This is a genomic window from Acidibrevibacterium fodinaquatile (assembly GCF_003352165.1).
In the GTDB taxonomy this organism is placed as follows: Bacteria; Pseudomonadota; Alphaproteobacteria; order Acetobacterales; family Acetobacteraceae; genus Acidibrevibacterium; species Acidibrevibacterium fodinaquatile.
On record NZ_CP029176.1, the window covers coordinates 642,768 to 662,523 of the forward strand.

General features: G+C 62.0%; 20 protein-coding genes. 14 read left to right on the top strand and 6 right to left on the bottom strand.

Features of this window, described 5'->3' with window-relative positions:
• Positions 1-142: 142 nt before the first annotated feature.
• From uvrC to DEF76_RS03190, 6 genes are all read left to right on the top strand, one after another.
• Positions 143-2,059 carry an excinuclease ABC subunit UvrC gene (gene uvrC / locus DEF76_RS03165; RefSeq protein ID WP_114911074.1) on the top strand — a complete coding sequence of 639 codons (1,917 nt, stop codon included), beginning with the start codon at positions 143-145 and terminating at the stop codon, positions 2,057-2,059.
• A 12-nt stretch (positions 2,060-2,071) separates the two neighbouring features.
• Positions 2,072-2,674, top strand: coding sequence for a CDP-diacylglycerol--glycerol-3-phosphate 3-phosphatidyltransferase (gene pgsA / locus DEF76_RS03170; protein WP_114911075.1), 603 nt, complete (start codon positions 2,072-2,074; stop codon positions 2,672-2,674).
• Positions 2,671-3,183: a molybdopterin-guanine dinucleotide biosynthesis protein B gene (gene mobB, locus DEF76_RS03175; protein WP_114911076.1), complete on the top strand. Its 513-nt coding sequence runs from the start codon at positions 2,671-2,673 to the stop codon at positions 3,181-3,183. Before pgsA ends, mobB begins: the two co-directional genes overlap by 4 nt.
• 64 nt (positions 3,184-3,247) lie before the next feature.
• A complete protein-coding gene (locus DEF76_RS03180) occupies positions 3,248-3,715 on the top strand; it encodes a hypothetical protein (RefSeq protein ID WP_162800459.1) in 468 nt (155 codons plus the stop codon).
• 13 nt (positions 3,716-3,728) lie between these two features.
• A complete protein-coding gene (moaD, locus tag DEF76_RS03185; protein ID WP_240319093.1) occupies positions 3,729-3,995 on the top strand; it encodes a molybdopterin converting factor subunit 1 in 267 nt (88 codons plus the stop codon).
• Positions 3,996-4,463: a molybdenum cofactor biosynthesis protein MoaE gene (locus tag DEF76_RS03190; RefSeq protein WP_114911079.1), complete on the top strand. Its 468-nt coding sequence runs from the start codon at positions 3,996-3,998 to the stop codon at positions 4,461-4,463.
• 32 nt (positions 4,464-4,495) lie between these two features.
• Here the strand turns inward: DEF76_RS03190 and DEF76_RS19625 are convergent, their stop codons facing one another.
• On the bottom strand, positions 4,496-4,813 hold the full coding sequence (locus DEF76_RS19625) for a hypothetical protein (protein ID WP_205216092.1): 318 nt from the start codon (positions 4,811-4,813) through the stop codon (positions 4,496-4,498).
• A 48-nt stretch (positions 4,814-4,861) separates the two neighbouring features.
• Here DEF76_RS19625 and DEF76_RS19630 point away from each other — a divergent pair, with 48 nt between their 5' ends.
• Complete coding sequence (locus DEF76_RS19630; protein WP_205216093.1) at positions 4,862-5,119, top strand: hypothetical protein; 258 nt, start codon at positions 4,862-4,864, stop codon at positions 5,117-5,119.
• Here the strand turns inward: DEF76_RS19630 and DEF76_RS03200 are convergent.
• The 4 genes from DEF76_RS03200 to DEF76_RS03215 all read right to left on the bottom strand — a co-directional run bounded on the left by DEF76_RS03200 (position 5,109) and on the right by DEF76_RS03215 (position 9,178).
• On the bottom strand, positions 5,109-6,293 hold the full coding sequence (locus DEF76_RS03200) for an AAA family ATPase (protein ID WP_114911081.1): 1,185 nt from the start codon (positions 6,291-6,293) through the stop codon (positions 5,109-5,111). The two genes, DEF76_RS19630 and DEF76_RS03200, sit on opposite strands and share 11 nt — an antisense overlap.
• A 119-nt stretch (positions 6,294-6,412) precedes the next feature.
• Positions 6,413-8,320, bottom strand: coding sequence for a DUF4209 domain-containing protein (locus DEF76_RS19635; RefSeq protein ID WP_205216094.1), 1,908 nt, complete (start codon positions 8,318-8,320; stop codon positions 6,413-6,415).
• A gap of 17 nt (positions 8,321-8,337) precedes the next feature.
• Positions 8,338-8,709: a helix-turn-helix domain-containing protein gene (locus DEF76_RS03210; protein ID WP_114911082.1), complete on the bottom strand. Its 372-nt coding sequence runs from the start codon at positions 8,707-8,709 to the stop codon at positions 8,338-8,340.
• Between the two features lie 109 nt (positions 8,710-8,818).
• Positions 8,819-9,178, bottom strand: coding sequence for a helix-turn-helix domain-containing protein (locus DEF76_RS03215; RefSeq protein WP_114913631.1), 360 nt, complete (start codon positions 9,176-9,178; stop codon positions 8,819-8,821).
• A gap of 102 nt (positions 9,179-9,280) precedes the next feature.
• On the opposite strand from DEF76_RS03215, the gene DEF76_RS03220 reads away from it, so the two are divergent.
• The 5 genes from DEF76_RS03220 to DEF76_RS03240 all read left to right on the top strand — a co-directional run bounded on the left by DEF76_RS03220 (position 9,281) and on the right by DEF76_RS03240 (position 14,279).
• Positions 9,281-9,571 carry a helix-turn-helix domain-containing protein gene (locus DEF76_RS03220; protein ID WP_114911083.1) on the top strand — a complete coding sequence of 97 codons (291 nt, stop codon included), beginning with the start codon at positions 9,281-9,283 and terminating at the stop codon, positions 9,569-9,571.
• On the top strand, positions 9,568-10,797 hold the full coding sequence (locus tag DEF76_RS03225; RefSeq protein ID WP_162800461.1) for an AAA family ATPase: 1,230 nt from the start codon (positions 9,568-9,570) through the stop codon (positions 10,795-10,797). Before DEF76_RS03220 ends, DEF76_RS03225 begins: the two co-directional genes overlap by 4 nt.
• The gene (locus tag DEF76_RS03230; RefSeq protein WP_240319094.1) at positions 10,794-11,375 is read left to right on the top strand and encodes a DUF6362 family protein; all 582 of its coding nucleotides are present in this window, start codon (positions 10,794-10,796) and stop codon (positions 11,373-11,375) included. Before DEF76_RS03225 ends, DEF76_RS03230 begins: the two co-directional genes overlap by 4 nt.
• Positions 11,376-11,536: 161 nt before the next feature.
• Positions 11,537-13,375, top strand: a complete 1,839-nt coding sequence (locus DEF76_RS03235) for an ATP-binding protein (protein ID WP_162800462.1) — start codon at positions 11,537-11,539, stop codon at positions 13,373-13,375.
• Positions 13,376-13,439: 64 nt separating this feature from the next.
• Positions 13,440-14,279, top strand: a complete 840-nt coding sequence (locus tag DEF76_RS03240; RefSeq protein ID WP_114911086.1) for an IS5 family transposase — start codon at positions 13,440-13,442, stop codon at positions 14,277-14,279.
• Positions 14,280-14,592: 313 nt separating this feature from the next.
• On the opposite strand, the gene DEF76_RS03245 is transcribed toward DEF76_RS03240, so the two are convergent.
• Positions 14,593-17,817, bottom strand: a complete 3,225-nt coding sequence (locus DEF76_RS03245) for an efflux RND transporter permease subunit (protein WP_114911087.1) — start codon at positions 17,815-17,817, stop codon at positions 14,593-14,595.
• Between the two features lie 391 nt (positions 17,818-18,208).
• On the opposite strand from DEF76_RS03245, the gene DEF76_RS03250 reads away from it, so the two are divergent.
• Entirely contained in the window at positions 18,209-18,892 is a 684-nt protein-coding gene (locus DEF76_RS03250; RefSeq protein WP_205216095.1) for a PEP-CTERM sorting domain-containing protein, read from the top strand.
• Between the two features lie 129 nt (positions 18,893-19,021).
• On the top strand, positions 19,022-19,597 hold the full coding sequence (locus tag DEF76_RS03255) for an NnrU family protein (protein ID WP_114911089.1): 576 nt from the start codon (positions 19,022-19,024) through the stop codon (positions 19,595-19,597).
• Positions 19,598-19,756 lie beyond the last annotated feature (159 nt).

Here is a 19,756-nt window from a genome sequence, read left to right on the forward strand (position 1 = left end):
CGCGCCGCGCTGCACCCGCACACTCTGCCCACAAACTTATCCACAAGGGGCGCGGCGCGGGTCTGTCAACGCCTCACAACCTGCGGCGGTAGGTTCGGCGCGGGTCTTGAGCGCGCGCGCCGCAGCGCCTAATCGACAAAGGATGCCAGAGCCCCCCCCGCCCAGCCTCCCCCTCACCCACGCGCCCGGCCCGGGCGGGGCGGCGGTGATCGCGGCCGCGATCGCGACGCTGCCGGAGGCGCCCGGGGTTTATCGCATGCTCGATGGCCGTGGCAACGCGCTTTATATCGGCAAGGCGCGCAGCCTCAAAAAGCGGGTGCCGGCCTATCTCCAGCCGGCGCGTCTCCCGGAGCGGCTGCGGCGGATGGTTTCCGAAACCGTTTCGCTCGAAATCATCGTCACCCATAGCGAGGCCGAGGCGTTGCTTTTGGAGGCGACGCTGATCAAGCGGCTCAAGCCGCGCTATAACATCGTGCTGCGTGACGACAAATCCTATCCCTGGCTGTTGCTGACCGAAGATCACCCGTTTCCCCAGATCACCAAGCATCGCGGCGCCCAGACCCGGCGCGGGAGTTATTGGGGGCCGTTTGCCTCGGCCTGGTCGGTCGATCAGACGCTCACCGAATTGCAGCGCGTCTTTTTGCTCAGAAGCTGCGCCGATACCGTCTTCGCCCATCGCGCCCGGCCCTGTCTCCTTTATCAGATCAAGCGCTGCAGCGCGCCGTGCGTCGGGCGGATCAGCGCTGAGGACTATGCCGCGCTGGTCGAACAGGCGAAGGCGTTTCTCGGCGGCGCTGGCCTTCAAATCCAGCGCCAGCTCGCCGCCGAGATGGAAGCGGCCTCGGCGGCGCTCGATTTCGAGCGCGCGGCGATGCTGCGCGATCGCATCCGCGGCCTCACCCAGGTGCAGGGCCACGGCGCGATCAACCCCGAGGCGCTCGGCGACGCCGATGTGATCGGCGCCTGGCAGACCGCCGGCCAGACCGCGATCCAGGTGTTTTTCATCCGCGGTGGCCATAATAACGGCAATCGCGCGTTTTTCCCGAACCATGCGCAAAACGAGGCGATCGGCGCCGTGCTCGCCGCCTTCATCGCGCAATTTTATGACGACAAGCCGCCGCCGCCGCAGATCCTGCTCAGCGATGCCGTCCCCGAGCCGGCGCTGATCGCCGAGGCGCTCAGCCTGAAAGCCGGGCGGAAGGTCGCGCTCGCGTTGCCGCAGCGCGGCGAAAAGCGCGCGATCCTCGATCTCGCCCGCATGAACGCGCGCGAGGCGCTGGAGCGCCGGCTCGCCGAAGCGGCGGGGCAAGCGGCGCTGCTCACCGCGCTCGCCGAGACCTTCGCCCTGCCGGCGCCGCCAAGCCGGATCGAGGTGTTCGACAATAGCCATATCATGGGCACCAGCCCCTATGGGGTGATGATCGTCGCCGGGCCGGCGGGGTTCGAGAAAGCCGCCTATCGCAAATTCGCGATCCGCGGCCCGATCACCCCCGGCGATGATTTCGCCATGCTGCGCGAGATGCTGGCGCGCCGCTTCGCCCGTCTCGCCGCCGCCGACGCCGAGAGCGCCCCCCGCCCCGATCTTTTGCTGATCGATGGCGGCGCCGGGCAGCTTTCGAGCGCGCTTGCGGTGCTCGCCGAATTCGGCCTTGGCGATCTCCCGGTGATCGCCATCGCCAAGGGGCCGGATCGCGATGCCGGGCGGGAATGGTTCCATCAGGCCGGCCAGCCGCCACGGCAATTGCCGCCGCGCGACCCGGTGCTCTATTACCTCCAGCGGCTGCGTGACGAGGCGCATCGTTTCGCGATCACGACGCACCGCGCCGGGCGCGGCAAACGCCTGATCCAGAGCGAACTCGACGAGATCAGCGGCATTGGCGCGGCCCGCAAGCGGGCGCTGCTCCATCATTTCGGCTCGGTGCGCGGCGTCAAACAGGCGGGGCTCGCCGATCTCGAGGCGGCGCCGGGGATCAACCGCGCCACCGCGCGCCGGCTTTATGCGCATTTTAATCCCGGCGCGCGCCTTGCGGACATTCCCCCGCCGCGCCGAAAAGGCTAGTTTCGCCCTCCCATGCTGACCGATCTGCCCAATCTCCTGACGCTTTCGCGGATCGCCGCGATCCCGCTGCTCGTCGTGCTGCTCGCCTTGCGGCTGCCATGGGCCGATCTCGCCGCGACGATCGTCTTCGCCGCCGCCGCCATCACCGATTATTTCGATGGCTGGCTCGCGCGCCACTGGCGGCAAATGTCGGATTTCGGGCGCATGCTCGACCCGATCGCCGACAAGCTCCTGGTCGGCGCGGCGCTGATGATGCTGGTCGGCACCACGCGCCTCAGCCGTTTCGGCCTCTATCCCGCGATCGTCATCATGCTGCGCGAGATTCTGGTCAGCGGGCTCCGCGAATATCTCGCGGAGACCCATGTCGGCCTGCCGGTGACGCGGCTCGCCAAATGGAAGACCGGCCTGCAGCTCGCCGCCCTCGGGGCGCTGATCGCCGGCGACGATAGCGCGCGGCTGCTCGGCTTTGGGTTCGTGCCGGTCGCGGTGATCGGCGAGACGCTGCTCTGGCTCGCCGCGGTGCTGACGCTGTTTACCGGCTGGGATTATCTCACGGCGGGCCTCCGCCACGCCGCCGGGCCCGAGACGCCGGCCCCGGGCGGCGAGCGGCGATGAAGGCGCTCGGCCTCGCCGGCTGGTCGGGGAGCGGCAAGACGACGCTGCTGGTCGCGCTATTGCCGCTGTTTCGCGCCCAGGGCCTCTCCGTCTCGACGATCAAGCACGCGCATCACGGCTTTGACCTCGACCGCCCGGGCAAAGACAGTTTCCGCCATCGCGCCGCCGGCGCCCATGAGGTGCTGGTGGCGAGTGCGGCGCGCTGGGCGCTGTTGCACGAGAACGCCGGCGAGGAGATGGATTTTGCCGCCCTGCTCGCCCGCCTCTCGCCGGTCGATCTGGTGCTGGTCGAGGGGTTCAAACGCGCCCCCTATCCGAAAATCGAGGTTTTCCGCCCCGCCCTCGGCAAGCCGCCGCTCTGGCCGGAGGCGCCCGAGATCATCGCCGTTGCCAGCGACGCCGCCTTGCCCGGCTGTGACCGGCCGGTCTTGCCGCTTGACGCGCCGGCGGAGATCGCGGGCTGGGTCGCGCGGCGCCTTCATCTTGCCGCGCCTGCGCAATCCGCTTGAGAAGCGGGCGCGCACGGGCCACATTGCGCCTCGCACGTTTCATCCCATCGACGAGAACCGCCGCATGCCCTGTTTTCCGCTCCCCTCCCTCTCGCGCCCGCGCGGCTGGTTGCTCGGCCTTGCGCTGCTTTTGCCCGGCTGCTCCGGGTTTGGCACCTTCCTCGGCGACACCTATGGCTTTCACGGCGATGAGCATCTGCCGATCGGGGATGCGGAGAATGTCCGCCGGGTCGAGGGGCAGCCGGCCAATGAGCCGCCGCTGACCACCGAGCCCGGCAATGTCTGGCCCGGCCCGGTCCCGACCGAGCCGACGCTCTCTGATCTCGAACGCGCGCAGGATCAGGAGATCAAGCAATATCGCCCGAGCACGCCGCCGCCGAGCACCACCGCGCCCAGCAAATCGCCGCCGGCGCCGATCAGCGGCGGCAACACCTCTGAAACCGGCGGCAATATCGTGATCCCGAATGGCGATGGCACCAGCACGGTGATCATGCCGGATGGCAGTGTCCGCACCATCCCGACGCCGAAATGAAGCGAGAGCGCGCATGAGCGGGTTTCGCCTCCATCTTCTCTATTTCGCCTGGCTGCGCGAGCGCATCGGGCGCGGCGAGGAGGAGATCGAGGTGCCGGGCGAGGTTCGCACCCTCGGCGCGCTCAGCGCCTGGCTCGCCGCCCGCGGCCCGGGCTACGCGAGCGCCTTCGCCGCCGGCAAATCGGTTCGCGCCGCCGTCAACCAGCGTTTCGCCGGCCCCGAGACGGCGCTGGCGCCGGGCGACGAAGTGGCCTTCTTTCCGCCGGTGACCGGGGGCTGAATGCTCACCGTCCGCCTCCAGGAGGGGCCGTTCGATATCGGCGCCGAATTCGCGGCACTCACCGCCGGGCGCAGCGATATCGGCGGGATCGGCTGTTTCGTCGGCACGGTGCGCGGCGATGTCGACGGCCGGGCGCTCGCGGCGATGACGCTCGAGCATTACCCGGCGATGACCGAGCGCGCGCTCGCCGCCATCGCCGCCGAGGCCGAGACGCGCTGGGCGCTGCTCGGCGGCACCATCATCCATCGCGTCGGGCGCTTGGCGCCGGGGACGCCGATCGTCCTGGTCCTCGCCGCCGCCCGCCATCGCGACGCCGCCTTGGCCGCGACCGGCTTTCTGATCGACTGGCTGAAGACCCGCGCGCCGTTCTGGAAAAAAGAATCGTTTGCCGATGGCAGCGAAGCCTGGGTCGAGGCCCGCGCCGAAGACGAGGCCGCCGCCGAACGCTGGACACACCCCGGCGCCTGACGCCCGCCCCGGCCGCGCGCGGGGACAGGGTGTCATCTCCTACATTCCGCCGCCACGATCTCGCGCAGACGGCCCAAGGCGCGGGTGAGAGAGGGCGCGACGCCGGATTTCGCCACGCGTACGGGATCCCATTCCGACCTCGCGAAGTCCGCGTGCCATTCGCCGAGGCTTTGCCAATCCGGAACGCCCCGACCGCGGGCCTCCTTCATGTGGCGGCTCAGCTTTTTCGCCTGTCCCGTCTTTACCCAACCCAGGATGAGAGTTTTTAGCCGCGGTTTTTTCTCGGGCTGGCCCGGGAGCGCCGCAACGCTTACGCCACAAAACGCAGCGTAGGCGTCGCGATCCGCCATCAGCCAGGACTCCGCCGAGGGAACGGCAATACGGATCATGCAGCGCGGATGGCGCTTGGCGACGAGCTTTCCGACCAGCGCGCCGGCACATGGCGCATCCTGATCGAGATCGCGCAAAATCAGCACCGGAGAGCCAAAGACAACCCCGGCGTTCAAGCCCTGCACGCGTTGGGCGAGCGCGGCTTTGCCGGTCTTTTTCGGATGAAAATAATCCCTTCCGGGCATTGCGCCGGCAGCGGCGATCAACGCCCGCGCGATTGCGGCGTCAGACCCGCCTTCGCCGCAATAATCGATCTCAACCGATGACATCGAGATCAGCCAAGGCTTCGATCCCTTCCGGGCGGAGCAATGGCAAAACCGCCTCGGCGATCGTCATCCCGCCTTCCACCTGGGCTTTGACCTGCGACAAATCGCTCAGCGTCGTCACCTCACTGCCATTATTGCCGACCGTCAGGAGATGAACTTCGCGCAGGCCGATCTTGGGGCTTTCGAGCAATGCCGGGGCGTGGGTGCTTGCCAAAATCTGCCGCCCGGAAAATCGCGCGACGTGCCGAAACATCGCCGGCAATTCGCCGACAACCGCGTCATTGAGCGAAAGCTCGGGCTCTTCCAGCAGCAGCGGCCCGCCTTTCTCCCCGATTGACCACAAAACGCCGATCAGGCGCAGCGTGCCATCCGAGAACGCCACTTCCGATTGCTTCGTCGCGTAAGGCCGCCAGTTGCGATATTTGGCGCAGAGATGCGGCACGCCTTCGCTGTCATCCTGGAGGTCAAGGCTTTCGAATTGCGGCACCGCGATTTGCAGTGCGCGTGCGATGCGTTTGAGGCGCGCATCGCGGGATTTTTTCGGCATCTCTTTGATGCGGCGCAGCAGATCGCCACCGAAGGGATCATCGCCTTCCGCGCTCTGACGCCTGCGGTCGCGGACAATTTGCGGCACGACGTGGAGATAGCGGCAGGAGGCAAGGAAGGTGACGAATTCCGAAAAATCCTTGTTTTTGGAAACCTGCTCGAGATGGGTCTGGGTCAGTTCGAGATCGCTTTCGCCGTGATCTTTTGTGCGGCGCACACATTCGGTGTCATTATGCACGAGACGTTCAACGACTATCGCCGGTTCTTGGCCCTTTTTCGCACTAAATGTCAGCTCGTAGCGCCAAATTTCCGGCGTATCATTGTCGCCCACCGTGACCACGAGCGACACGTCTGAAAATTTCCGCGCATGCAGGCAGCGGATGGCGGAAACACCGCCGCGGCGTGCAATCGCACCTCGCAGCCCGCCACTACCGGGCGCGGCGACGTCGTGCAGGAACCGGAACGCATCGAGCAGATTCGATTTGCCCGAGGCATTGGCGCCGATAAAAAAGGCAAGGTTAAGAAGATCAATTTTTACCTTTCGAAAATTCCGCCAGTTTTCAAGCCAAAGCCCGGTGAATCGCAGCGCCGTTTTCCTAGCTCCGGCTGGTGTCGTCTCACGTCTCACGGCACGCCCTTTCGCTCAGATGCCGCGTCTCTGGCGTAAGAGATTCGCCAGCGGGAACGCGGTTCGTTGTGTCTTCCCTCTCTCTTGCAGCGCCGGTGGTTTGTGCATGGCGGAGGTGATCATGGGGATTTCTCTGTTGCCTTGCATGCACTCTCCGATTGAGTGGATTCGAAACACTGGTACAAAGGAATCATGCAGAGCGAAAAAATCAGCCAGCACCCATAAATCGCGTCGGCTCCGTATGCGGTGCCATCGCTGATCAATCCATGGGCAAGTTCGTGACGAAGCGCTGGGCCCGGACGCGTCAGAAACAGATATTCGATGTCGGTCGTAATTGCGGTTGTGAATACGGCGTCGAGTTCGGCTCGCATCTGAGAGAAAAGACTGGAGAGCGTCCGGTCTTGCTGCGTCTGCGTGGCGTCATCGAACGTCGAGACATCATAACCATGCAATTTCAGAATATGGCGCAGGGAATTTTCGAGAAGTGGCGTCAAGATATATATTGCGCTGATGAAATCACCCTGGAAAAAACGCAAAAATCCTCGGGAAAACGTTGCTATCAGATTTTCCGGGACGAAAGGGCTATACCGCAGCAACAAGATGAAGGTATCGTCCGATAGAAAATGTTCGGCCATGATCGTCTGGCGGGCCGCTTCGATGGCTCCGTTGGCGACAATCCCCCTGCGGATCCCAATTATGTCGGCGACTTGCCGCTGAATCGCAGGCTCGTTGGCTTCCCCGAAACCGCCGCCTCGCGTCTGGTGAACGGTCTTGCCTTCCCGATCCATATGTACACTGGAAAACCGGGACGCCAAGGGTGCCCGGCTGACAGCTTCAACAGCCTGCCGGCGAAGTTCTTCCGGATCAGGGGATTGGCACAGGCCTGCAAAGATAAACAGACTCTCGAGCCAGCTGCGCCCGCTGACCGCCTGCTCTCCGTACTTAATAAATTCCTCGAGGTTTACAGATTGCGAAAACGTGGAGAGTTCTTCGGGGATTCTGGATTGAATTTCTACCAGCCGGTGCCTCAGCTCATTACGTCGATCTTTCTTGTCTCGAAGCCCACTCAATTTAGCAATGGCGTTGCTCATCGCATGCGCTGCCGATAGCGGATGCGGCGATCTCTCGGCTTGCTGCACCCAGACCTCCGCTGCCTCGGCGCGACAGCGATCTCGCTCGGTATCCTTCTCCGCCTTGTGGTAGGCCTCTGCCGCCAAGCTCCAGAGATCGGATACTTTGTCGGCGACTACTCCGTGATTTGGGGCGGCGAGAACGCGCTCGATATCGCTTGCAATCTCGGCCGGAGCAGATGCGGCAAGGCGCAAATCCATTTGGCTGAACCAGTCGGTGAGAGCTTGATCGCGCGCGCATACCGCCTTCTTGCGGAGGATTTTCACCAATTCGACACAATCTTTGAATTCCTTTTTGTCCTTTCCCAATGCCCAAGCGATGTCGCATGCACGCAAAATATAGCGATAAGCGTGATAAAGCGTGTCAAAATTGTCCCGGAACTCAAGCTCTGACTGATCGCTCATCATACTGTTTACGATATCGAGATAGGCCCGCACCGCGAGAACGCCGAGATTTGCCCGGCTGCGGTCTAAAAGCCAACAAAGATCGGCAAGCCTGGCTTTTAGCATGGGACTTTCGGCGCGTTTGGCCATTTCGGCCACGACGTCGAGCACGCCACGAAAATCCGACGGCGCGGCGCTCCGGTCTCCATTCGCCAGGATTAACATCGGGCCAAAAGGTTCGTTTTTCTCCTCTGGCTTGAAGTGGAGCCCGGTAATGGACGCAAGCATGGCAAAAACACGGCCGGCCGAGTCAGCCGGCGGGGCCAGCTTCCCATCCTCTGTCGGCAACCTACCTTTGAATTTCGCTGATAAAACGTGACATTCCACCGTTTTTACGCCCGTAATTGGGGCCTCGAAATCGAGATCGCGCAAATCGTCGCTAGTGGCGAGCAAATAGGGCAACTGCGGCCGCGAATCGTTTGCGTCGTTCGTACCCTCGGATCGGTTTGTCATCCTGGTCACTCCCCGCGCTAATTTTCTTGCGGCTGGCGGCGGCGTTGTATCGCCACATAGCCGGCATAGGCGCCAAATTTCGACGAAGCTTCCCGATAGTCCTCCCGCGCCCCGACGTTGATGTCAGCCTCGCCGTCGAGAGCCTGGATCAGTTCGCCGGCGGTGCGCAGTGTCCAGTTGCCGGGCGCGGCGAGGTTGCGCGAGACCCAGGCGGGATCGCGCCCGATGCGCGCGGCGAGTTCCTTTTGTGTCAGCCCCTCCGCCTTGCGCCGGCGCCAGAGCGCGGTGACGGCGTCAAACATCTGATCGCGCAGGCGGGCAAAGCCGTAATCGGCGCGGTCACGGCTGGCGCGGTTTTCGGCGTCTTGGCGGGTTGACGGCAAAGTCATCGCAATTTTCCCGTTGCGGCGTTCTCCGCGGGAGAGCCTATATCGCCCAGTAAAATTGACATATAAGTCAATTGTTCTCTGGCTGCAAGAAATGCCGCATCCCATGCCCCTACCCGCCGCGGGCGAGCCGCCGGGCCGTCGTCAGCAGCATTGCCCGGTCTTCGGGGGAGAGTTCGCGGTAAAGGCGCAGAAGCGCGAGTTCGTCGCCGGTCGCGGCTTGTGCGGGGGCGCGTTTGTCGTCGCCGTGCAGCAGATATTCGAGCGAGACGCCGAGCACTTCGGCGATGCGCAGGAGATTGCCGCGGATCTGGCCGGCGCGGTCGGTCTCCCACTGCGCGACCGCCGAGCGCGAGACGCCGAGTTCGGCGGCCAAAGCGTCCTGGGTCAGGCCGCGTTCGAGGCGGGCGGCGCGCAGGCGCGCGCCCGGCGTGGTGGTGGGCGTGGTGGTGAGGGGGGGATGACGTGCCATCGGCGCGGCATACGTCATTTTTTCTAACAAAGCCAGTTAGAATTGTTGACTGCAATCGTTAGATCAAATAACAGAGCCGCTCCCCGCCACAGGAGGCCCGCCATGCCGCAAAAACTGATCTGGAGCCCGCCCCGCGATGCCGAATTGAAGCGTCTGCGCGCCGAGGGCGAAACCTGGGACGAGATCGCGCGCCTTTTCGGCATCAGCCGCAACGCCGCGATCGAGCGCGGCCGGCGGATCGGCGCGCGTCTCCCGGTCCGTCCGGCGCCGCCGCCCGCGGCGCGCGACCCCGAGCGCCCGCCGCTGCCTGCCGGCCACCCGATCACCTGGGGCGCCATCACCGCCGCAACCCTGCTCGCCGAAACCGCGTATCCCCTGCCGGTCTTCGCGTGAACCAAGACCCGGCCCTCGCGCCTGGCTTCGAATTCTGGCCGGCGCTGCCGGCGCCGCCGCTCCGCGCCACCCCGGCGCTGCTGCCGCCGCCCGCCGCCATCGCGCCGCGGCCCTGGCTTTATGGCACGGCGCTGGTCGCGGGCTTCGTCTCGCTCCTCGTCGCGCCGGGCGGGGTCGGGAAATCGGCGCTCGCGATCGGCGAGGCCTTGGCGCTCGCCTCCGGCCGGGCGTTGCTTGGCGAGCGCGTCCATCACCCGGTCGGCGTCTGGCTTCTCAATCTCGAAGACCCGCTCGATGAGATCGAGCGCCGGGTGGCGGCTGCGATGCTTCAGCATGGCTTGACCCGCGCTGATCTCGGCGGGCGGCTCTTTCTTCATTCCGGGCGCGACCGGCGCATCGTGATGGCCGAGGAAAGCCATGATGGCGGCATCGTCTTTCCTGACCAGGAGGCGATCTGCCGGGCCGCGCAAGAGGCCGATATCGGCTGCCTGATCGTCGATCCCTTCGTGCGGTCGCACCATCTCGAGGAGAATTCCAACCCGCACATGGACGCCGCGGCGACCGCCTGGGCGGAAGTGGCGCACGCGAGCGGGGCGGCGGTGTTGCTCGTCCATCACGTGCGCAAGGGCGCGGCGCCGGATGCCGAGGCGGCGCGCGGCGCCAAGGCGCTGACCGATGCCGCCCGCATCGCGCGCATCCTCTCGCCGATGAGCGACCAGGAGGGCGAGGAGATGGGCATTCCTGCCGCAGAGCGCGCGCGCCTCGTGCGGCTCGATGACGTCAAGGCCAATCTCGCGCCGCGCGCCGGCCGGGCGGCTTGGTATCGGCTGGAAAGTGTCGCCCTCGGCAACGCGACAGAGGCCTATCCGCGCGGCGATCATGTCCAAGCGATCACCCGCTTTCGCCCGCCGACGGTGTGGGCCAAGCTCTCGCCGGCCGATTGCAACGAAGCCCTCGATGCGATTGCCGCGGGGCCGGGCCTCGGCCTCCTCTATGCCGCCCATCGCCGCGGCCGCGGCAGCGAGCGCTGGGCCGGGCGCGTCCTCATCGAGCGGTTTCGCCTGACGGAGGCCGAAGCGGCGCGGGTGATCGGCGCCTGGCTCGAAAACGGGCTGCTCGTCGAGTGCGAATATCGCGACCGCGAGCAACGCAAACAACGCCAAGGGGTGCGGGTGATCGATGCCCGCCGCCCGCTCGTTCCCCATCAGCAAGGAGATCACGCATGAGCAAAACCACTGGGTTTGGCGCGGATTTGGCGCGAGCGGCGGGGAGCGGCGGCGCCGCGCCATTCCCCCCGTCGGAGACGGGGGGGAATGGCGCGCGCGGGGCCCGCCGCCTGCGCCAAACCGGGGGAGAGAGAGGGGGCGAGAATGGCGCGCGGTTTGGCGCGCCGGGGCTGGATGCCGAGGCGGTGATCGCAAGGCTCGAGGAAGCCGGGGCGACGCTGCTTGCGCTCCCCCAGCGCGGCTATTCGACGCGGCTCCGGATGGGCGCGCTCGAGATCGTGCGCGCAGCCAGCGAGGCCTATGGCTGGGAGGGCAATACAAGGCTCCGCCCGCCGGTGCCCTCGGCGGCGCAGATCACCCGCATGGACGAGGCGTTCGCCTGGCTCGGCCTGATCCCCGATGAGCGCTACGTGCTACGCCGGATTCTGGCCGCCCGCGCCCTCACCCACCCGCTAACCGGCCGCCACCTCTACCCCTGGCGCCGCCTCGGCACGGCGCTTGGCGCCGACCACAAGGCGATCCAGCGCTGGCACCGCGAGGCCGTGGGGTTGCTGGTCGCGGCGCTGGCCGGGCGGTGAAGCAAGGGCGGGGCTTCGCCCCACACCCCACCAGGGGCCGAGCCCCTGGACCTCCCATCTGGGGGAGTTTGCTATTGGCGGGCGCAGAATGGGGCATGATAGCATCCGGTGGCGAGTCGTCACCGTGCCGGCAACCTGAGCGCGCTTTCCGGAGGTCCGAGATGGATACAGAGCCTTCCCCCAACCCCGACGGCGCCCCCGCATCGCAGACGCCTCTTCCGCCCCTGACGATCAAGATCGGCGGCTCGCAGCCCTATAAGTCAATCGATAATGTAGAATGGAACGATATTCCGCCATTCGCTATCCTGACGGGCCTCAACGGCTCGGGAAAAACGCAACTGCTTGAGTTGATTTATTATCATTATCTAAAACAGACGGGTTCACCCAATCCCCCAAATACCGGAGATATAAAAATTGATATTCAAAACCACACGTTCGCAGAAGGGGATTTAGCCTATCTGCCGGCCAACGATAGCAAAATCACCAATGCTGCTATCGGACCGCAATCATTTCATTATACAATCCAACAAATAAAATCCGGCGGAAATACAGACGATAAGAAAATATTAAGAGCAAGAGACTATATTACAAAAAATACAAAAAAACAATTAACCTACTTATCCGACGAAGAAATCATTAAAAGTCTTGAAGATTTTTCTATTTCTCTTGACGAAATAGATATTATAAGTGGTCTTTCTCATGTTTTTTATAACTATAAAATAAATTATGACGATTTATCTGGAAGATATATATCGCAGTATGAAACTTTAAGTGGAGCAAACATAAAGGAAGAAATAAAAAATAAAATCGGAACTCCTCCATGGATCCTGGTCAACGACATACTTAAAGCTGCCGAATTTCCATATGAGGTATCAGAACCTGAAAATATAACTGCAAATTATTCATTTAATATGAAAGACAAGAATAATTCTGACAAAATAATTAGACCAACAGATCTTTCTTCTGGCGAACAAATGCTTCTTCGCCTATCTCTTTGGCTATATAATTATGATTATGCCTCAAAAAAATTCCACCATCCAGCAAAAATTCTTCTTCTCGATGAACCGGACGCCTTCCTGCATCCTTCCATGACGCGTCAATTCTTGAACGTCATCAATGAGGTCTTGGTTCGAAAACACCGAATCCGCGTGATCATGACGACCCATTCCCCCTCCACCGTAGCCCTCGCGCCGGAGGGCTCTGTCTTCGTCATGTCCCGTGGCCAACCCCGCATTCAACGCGAAAAATCGAGAGACCACACCATCGGCCTGCTGACCGCCGGCCTGGTCGTGGTCTCACCAGCCACGCGCTTCGTTTTGGTCGAAGGCAAAGATGACGTCGCATTTTACGAGGCCATCCGGGAAATCCTCTCCGAGCAAGGTCCAAGCAGAGATCCGATGGCGATCGCTCCGGCGCCAAGCATCGTGTTTCTTCCGGCCTCAACAAAGACGGAGGGAGGGGGGAAAAGAGTTGTCGAAGGATGGGTTAACAAACTGCAGGATCCGCCTTTCAACCAGCTTTTCCGAGGTATTGTCGATGGCGAAGCAAGAAAAATCGCAACTGATAGAATATTAGCTATTGAACGGCATAGTATTGAAAATTACCTTTGCGATCCGTTAATTATATATGCACGCCTCAATGGAGAAGGGAAGGCGCCGGCCATCGAGGGTGTTAACATAAGCCGAGGAGAAGAATATAGAATTCGCGATCTCGGAGAAGAAGATTTGCAGAAAATTATCAATAAAATTCTTAATGATATGAAGTCAAAAATTTGTAGAGTCGATGACGGTGAGCGCCAAGTCAAGTTCACGAATGGAAAAACTCTATCGTATCCCGTCTGGTTTCTTGAAAAGCGTGGCCATGATCTGCTGAACCTGTGTCAAATCTGTTTCTGTGCAAATCTTATTATACCTCGCGAACTGATAAGCAAATTGCACGTTATACGCATGATCCCCAAAGAACTCGCCGAGATCATGCACAAAATTCAGAGCCTGACCTAAAATTGGTTGACCGGCCTCGCGGCCTTTGATTCCCTTGGTTTGCGACAACTTTGGGAGATTCGCGATGCCTTGGAACGAGGCCGATCGGGCGAAGTATGAAGTCATTCGGGCGCGCTATTCAAGCGATATGTCGGAGGCCGAGTTGGCGCTGATCGCGCCGCTGCTGCCGCCGGCCAAACGGCGCGGACGCAAGCCGACGGATGCCCAGGTCATTCTCAACGCTTTGTTTTATTTGATCCGCTGCGGATGCCCGTGGCGATATCTGCCAAAGGATTTTCCGCCGTTCACGACCGTGCAAAACCGCTTCTACGCATGGCGCGACAGCGGCTTGTGGGCGCAAATCATCAGCGTTCTGGTGATGGACGCCCGCGAGGCGGAAGGCCGTCAAGCCGCGCCGACGGCGGTTGTCGTCGACAGCCAGTCGGTCAAGACGACGGAAGCCGGCGGCCCTCGTGGTTTCGATGCGGGCAAGAAGGTCAAGGGCCGCAAGCGCCATCTCGCCGTCGACACGATCGGTCTGCCCATCGAATGCCAGATCACGACCGCCGACGTGCAGGACCGCGACGCTCTCGCGCCGCTGCTGAAAGCCGTGCATCGCAAGAGCCCGTGGGTGAAAATGTCCTTCGTCGACGGGGGTTATCAGGGTGATGAAGCCCAGCGCGCAGCCTTCGAGGCGAGCCGTATTTCCATCACCGTCGTCAAGCGAACCGATAAAGAGGTGAAAGGATTTGTCGTGCTGCCGAAACGATGGGTCGTCGAGCGGACGCTCGGCTGGATCAATCGCTCGCGCCGTCTGTCAAAAGACTTCGAGGCGACTATCGAATCCGCTCTCGCGTGGTTGCAATTGGCCTTGGCTTTCCTTCTCATGCGAAGGCTGGCGAGGGCGAAAGCCGGTCAGATTTAAAATTCGAGTCGGGCTCTCAGAAGACAATCGGCAGCACCACGCCCGACGCCAGCTGAAATCCAGCTTCGGGCGCCGACCACAAGGCGGTGCAGCGCTGGCACCCCGAAGCGGTGGGGGTTGCTGGTCGCGGCGCTTGCCGGGCGGTGAGGGGAAGTCATCGTCAAAGACGCGTATCCCAACATTCCGCGAGGCTTGTCAAAATCTGGCCTGATTATCGCGCCCAAGGGAAAACCACGCCTCGCCCTCTTTCTGCTGTGACTTTGCAGCCTGAGTAAGGCAGCGGCGTCCGGCGATGAAACCCGCCGCCCGTTCCTCACGGTTCGGCGGGTTTGGGCGGGTTGGGTGGGGTGAGATTGTCTTTGCGGTGGAGGATCGCAAAGACGGTGGGGACGAAGAGCAGGGTTGAGACGGTGGCGAACAGCAGGCCGCCGATCACGGCGCGGCCGAGCGGGGCGTTTTGTTCGCCGCCATCGCCGAGGCCGAGCGACATCGGGATCATGCCGATCACCATCGCCGACGCCGTCATCAAGACCGGGCGCAGCCGCACGAAGCCGGCTTCGAGCGCCGCCTTGGTCGAATTCATCCCCTCCGCCAGCTGCTCGCGGGCAAACGCCACGACGAGGATGGAGTTGGCGGTCGCGACCCCCATGCACATGATCGCGCCAGTCAGCGCCGGCACCGAAAGGGGCGTGTGCGTGACAAACAACATCCAGACGATGCCGGCGATCGCCGCCGGCAGCGCGGTGATGATGATGAAGGGATCGAGCCAGGACTGAAAATTGACGACAAGCAAGAGATAGATCAGCACCACCGAACCGACCAGGCCGGCAAAGAGCTGGGCATAGGCGGTGTTCATCGTATCCACCTGCCCGCGCACGGCGACCGCGACGCCTGGCGGGCGGTATCGCATGTTGGCGGCGATGGCACGATAAATATCGCGCGACACGCCGCCGAGATCACGCCCTTGCACGGAGGCAAAAATCTCTTCCATCGGCTGAACATTGTAGTGCGAGACCAGACCGGGGCGGCCGAGGGCTTTGATCGAGGCGAGTGCTCCAAGAATCTGCACGGTTTTGCTCGATGTTTTGAACGTGCCGGGCTTTGAGATCGGCATGTTCATGAGATCGTTGATGCTACTGATGCGATATTGCGGCGTCTGGCCGACCAGGAAATAGGTGATGCCGGTTTTATAGTCGAGATAAAAATTCGGGCTGACCTGCATGTTGGAATAAAGCGAGGTCAGCATCGAATTGGTGACATCGGCTTCGGTCAGGCCGACCAGCATCGCGTAGCTGCGATCGACATCGACTTGAAACGTCGGATAATTGAAGGGCTGCGCGAGATGGGCATCAACGAGGCCCGGCACCCGCACCAGGTCGCGATAGAGCCGCAAGGCAAACTTATAGTCATTCTCGAGATCGGGGCCGGTGACCTGGACATCGATCGGCGATGGGCGGCCGAAATTGAGGATCTGCGTGTTCATATCAGCGGGCATGAAATAAAACGTCGTACCCGGGAAACGGAGCGGCAATTCGCGCCGCAAATAGGCGACATAATCGGCGGTCGGGCCGTGATGATCGCGATCGAGGGTGATCAGGACGTCGGCGTCCTCGGGGCCGAAGGAGCCGGTGTCGAGATAAGCGATCGGGATGCCGTTGACCGGCAAATCGATATTGTCGATGAAGCTCTGCAATTCATCCTTGGGGATGACGGTGCGGATATAATCCTCAACCTCTTGTGTCAGCCGCGCGGTTTCCTCGATGCGCGTTCCGGTCTGCGCCATGATGTGCAAATACATCGCCCCGGCATCGACACCGGGGAAGAAAATCTGCCCGAGCCAAGGGCCGAGCGCCGCGACCGAGGCCACGGTGAAGGCGAGAAAGACGCCGACAAACACATAACGGACGCCAAGAATATCCGCCAGCACCGCGCGATAGCCGTGCCGCAGGCGGGCAAAGCCGCGCTCGAAGCCTTGCTGGAAGCGCACGAAAGGATTGCGCGACTTAATGCCCTCGTGATGCGCGCCGCCATGTTCGAGGGCTTTTTTGTGGGCTTCGGCAACGCCGCGCAGCATGAACACCGCCATCGTCGGCACCAGCGTGCGCGAGAGGATGAAGGAGGCGACCATGGCGAAGATCACCGCTTCCGCGAGCGGCGTGAAGAGATAATAGGAAACGCCGGTGAGCAGCCACATCGGCGCGAACACGATGCTGATCGAAAGCAAAGAGAGCAGCGCCGGGATGACGATCTGCTGCGCGCCATCGAGGATCGCGGTCTCGATGTCTTTGCCCATTTCCATGTGATAGTTGAAATTCTCGATCGTCACCGTCGCTTCATCGACCAGCATGCCGACAGCGAGCGCGAGCCCGCCGAGCGTCAGCGTGTTGATGGTCTGGCCGATCGCCGAGAGCACGACGATCGAAGACAAAACCGAAAGCGGGATCGAGACCGCGATGATGATCGTCGAACGCACCGAGCCCAGGAACAAGAGGATCATCAGCGCCGTCAGCACCGCGGCGATGATCGCCTCACGCACCACCCCCTCGATCGCCGCGCGCACGAACACCGACTGATCACCGACCAGGCTCAGTTTCATGCCCTTGGGCAGGGTTTCCTCGATCAGCGGCATGCGATCCTTCACGCCCTGGACGATCTCCGGCGTGGAAACCGACCCCGCTTTGATCACCGGCATCAAAACCGCGCGGCGGCCGTTCACGCGCACCATGTTGGTTTGCGGAATGGCGCCGTCATGGACGTAGGCGATGTCCTTCATATAGATGACGGTGCCGTTGGCTTTCTTGATCGGGAAGTGGTTCATCTCGGGGATGCTGCGCGGCTGATCCGTCAGCATCACGTCCCACTCATATTTGCCGATCTTCTGCGTCCCGGTGGGCAGAATGAGGTTTTGCTGATTGAGCTGATTGGTGACGTCTTGCGGCGATAGCCCGTTCGCCTGCATCTCCTCTGGGTTGAGATCGGCGATCACCATGCGGTATTTGCCGCCATAGGGGGTGAAGACCGCCGCCCCCTCATCGGAGGCCAGGGCCGGCGCGATGACATTGTCCATATAGTCGAAAAGAATGGTCTCCGGCACATCGGTGCCGGTTGCGATCATTTGGATGACGGGGATCGCGGTTGCGCTATAAAATAACACGTAGGGCGGCACCGAGCCGCGCGGGAAGTATTTTAGCACCACCTGCGCCGTCGCCGTCACTTCCGAGAGCGCGGAGGATACGTTGACGTGGCTGTCGAAGAAGATTTTGACGATGCCGTAATCGATCATCGAATTGGATTCGATATGATCGATATCGACCGTGGTCGCGGTTACCGTGCGCTCAAAGAAATAGACGAAGCGGCCGGAGACGTCGCTCGGCATCATGCCATAATATTGAAACACCACCGCGACGACGGGGATATTGATCGAGGGGAACACGTCTTTCGGGGTGCGAACCGCGGCCATCGTGCCAAATAAGAGAATCAAAATGGCTAAGACAACGAATGTATAGGGTCTCCTGAGCGCAATTTGAACAATCCACATAGCATTCTATGCCCGTTATTATTCATAACGTGCACACCTTCACTTATCTTGCACCGATATATCGAGATATTGTTGTCGATTCATATGGCAGGTGATGGTATTCGTAAATTAATTAGTCTTTTATAAATGCGGAATTATAAATATAAATTTATAAAACGCGATTTTGGGCGGCGGCGGCGCGGCTTTCCCGCGCCGGGCTTTCCCAACGCCGCGACGGTGCGGGGGGCATCCGCCGCTCTTGACGGCGCCGCTCTGTCGCGCTCACGTTTTTGTTATCATCGTTAAAATGTGATGAATGTCACGATTTTGCGTGCTACCGTTCCGTAACGTTCAGGTGCACGCGGCACGGGGCGGGGAACAAGGCAAGAGCACGGAAGAAGGACGCAAGACGATGAGACATTTCGTTCACGCCGCCCTTGCAACGATGTTGCTCGGCGGCTTGGCAGCGAGCCCGGCGCTGGCGGGGCCGTGGGACATTGGCGGCACCATCGCCATCACCGGCATCAACGCGCCCAATAATTTCTCCCAGAACGTGACATTGGGTGCCGGCGCGACCTCGCTCGACGGTGGCGCGCTGACCCTGACGCAAACGCTCGTCAATGAGCCGGGCGGCGCGCAATGGCTGGTGCTCGATTATCAGGTCACCGGCAGCGGGCCGATCGCCGGCAACACGAGCAATCCTTGGGAATTGGCGGCGGAGGTGCCGCTCTCGGGGCAGCCGAACAGCCTTGGGTTCTACTTTGACTGGGGGGTCAATGGCGTGCTCGATACCGCATCCGGCACGCTTTTTACGCCGGGCCTCAACCCGATCACCGGCACGGGCGAAGTGTTTGCCAATTCGACTTTGTGCCTTTATGCCAGTTGCGGCTATATCAACACAAGCAACAACACGCTTAATTTCTTTGCCTATATTTCACCATACTCCGACTTGAATGCCGATGGCATCAATACCGCGACCGCGAACGAGTTTCAGATCGGCGTCGAGACGCAAACGGTGCCCGAGCCGGCTTCGCTCGCGCTCCTCGGCGCTGGGGTGGTCGGGCTTCTTGGGGTGAGGCGGCGCCCGCGCGGCTGAGGGCGGGCCACGGCCTAAAGACGATAAAGGACCAACAAACACGCAACAACGCAAAAGCGCGCCGAGGAGGGTTCCCCGGCGCGCTTGGGTGCGGGCGGCGCCGGTGCGGCTGACGATAGGAGATGAGGGATGGGACTGCTCGTGCTCGGGTTGCTTGCGTTCCTCGGCATGCATTCGGTGAAGATGCTGGCGCCGGCATGGCGGGCGGGGATGATCGCCCGGCTCGGGCCATTCGGTTGGCGAGCGGGATATTCGGTGGTCTCGCTCGTCGGATTGGGGCTGATCATTCTCGGGTTCGCGCAGGCCGGGCCAGAGGCGCCGCTCTATGCGCCGCCGCTCTTTTTGCGCCATCTCAACGCGCTTTTCACGCTTGCGGCATTCATTTTGATCGCCGCTTCCTATGTGCCGGCGAATCATCTGAAAGCGGCGATCGGGCATCCGATGCTCGCGGGCGTAAAGCTCTGGGCTTTCGGCCATTTATTGGCCAACGGCACGCCGCGCGACATTCTGCTGTTCGGCGCGTTTCTTTTCTGGGCGATCGCGGATTTCGCCGTCTCGCGCCGGCGCGACCGGGCCGCTTGCGTGGTCTATCCGCCGGGCACGGCCCTTGGCGACGTTATCGCCGCGATCGCGGGCGGGGGCTTCTGGGCCCTCTTCGCCTTTTCCCTCCACCAGCGCTGGATCGGCGTCGCGCCGTTCGGCTGAGGCTCAGGCCCTCTCGACCGCGAGCGCGATGTCGATATTGCCGCGCGTCGCGTTGCTGTAGGGGCAGATTTTCTCGTGGGTTTCCTGGACCAGAGCGCTTTCGTCGCCTGGTGGCTGATGAGCGCGACGGGGCTGGCGTATGCGGCGGCGGGGCGCTTG

Excerpts from the sequence above, each read along its gene's own strand:
- moaD (WP_240319093.1), top strand. The coding sequence starts at position 3,729 with ATGAGCGGGTTTCGCCTCCATCTTCTCTATTTCGCCTGGCTGCGCGAG.
- pgsA (WP_114911075.1), top strand. The coding sequence starts at position 2,072 with ATGCTGACCGATCTGCCCAATCTCCTGACGCTTTCGCGGATCGCCGCG.
- mobB (WP_114911076.1), top strand. The coding sequence starts at position 2,671 with ATGAAGGCGCTCGGCCTCGCCGGCTGGTCGGGGAGCGGCAAGACGACG.
- DEF76_RS19625 (WP_205216092.1), bottom strand. The coding sequence starts at position 4,813 with ATGGCGGATCGCGACGCCTACGCTGCGTTTTGTGGCGTAAGCGTTGCG.
- DEF76_RS03190 (WP_114911079.1), top strand. The coding sequence starts at position 3,996 with ATGCTCACCGTCCGCCTCCAGGAGGGGCCGTTCGATATCGGCGCCGAA.
- DEF76_RS03240 (WP_114911086.1), top strand. The coding sequence starts at position 13,440 with ATGCCTTGGAACGAGGCCGATCGGGCGAAGTATGAAGTCATTCGGGCG.
- DEF76_RS19635 (WP_205216094.1), bottom strand. The coding sequence starts at position 8,320 with ATGACAAACCGATCCGAGGGTACGAACGACGCAAACGATTCGCGGCCG.
- DEF76_RS19630 (WP_205216093.1), top strand. The coding sequence starts at position 4,862 with ATGGCGCTTGGCGACGAGCTTTCCGACCAGCGCGCCGGCACATGGCGC.
- DEF76_RS03220 (WP_114911083.1), top strand. The coding sequence starts at position 9,281 with ATGCCGCAAAAACTGATCTGGAGCCCGCCCCGCGATGCCGAATTGAAG.
- DEF76_RS03210 (WP_114911082.1), bottom strand. The coding sequence starts at position 8,709 with ATGACTTTGCCGTCAACCCGCCAAGACGCCGAAAACCGCGCCAGCCGT.
- DEF76_RS03215 (WP_114913631.1), bottom strand. The coding sequence starts at position 9,178 with ATGGCACGTCATCCCCCCCTCACCACCACGCCCACCACCACGCCGGGC.
- DEF76_RS03245 (WP_114911087.1), bottom strand. The coding sequence starts at position 17,817 with ATGTGGATTGTTCAAATTGCGCTCAGGAGACCCTATACATTCGTTGTC.
- DEF76_RS03250 (WP_205216095.1), top strand. The coding sequence starts at position 18,209 with ATGAGACATTTCGTTCACGCCGCCCTTGCAACGATGTTGCTCGGCGGC.
- uvrC (WP_114911074.1), top strand. The coding sequence starts at position 143 with ATGCCAGAGCCCCCCCCGCCCAGCCTCCCCCTCACCCACGCGCCCGGC.
- DEF76_RS03235 (WP_162800462.1), top strand. The coding sequence starts at position 11,537 with ATGGATACAGAGCCTTCCCCCAACCCCGACGGCGCCCCCGCATCGCAG.
- DEF76_RS03180 (WP_162800459.1), top strand. The coding sequence starts at position 3,248 with ATGCCCTGTTTTCCGCTCCCCTCCCTCTCGCGCCCGCGCGGCTGGTTG.
- DEF76_RS03230 (WP_240319094.1), top strand. The coding sequence starts at position 10,794 with ATGAGCAAAACCACTGGGTTTGGCGCGGATTTGGCGCGAGCGGCGGGG.
- DEF76_RS03255 (WP_114911089.1), top strand. The coding sequence starts at position 19,022 with ATGGGACTGCTCGTGCTCGGGTTGCTTGCGTTCCTCGGCATGCATTCG.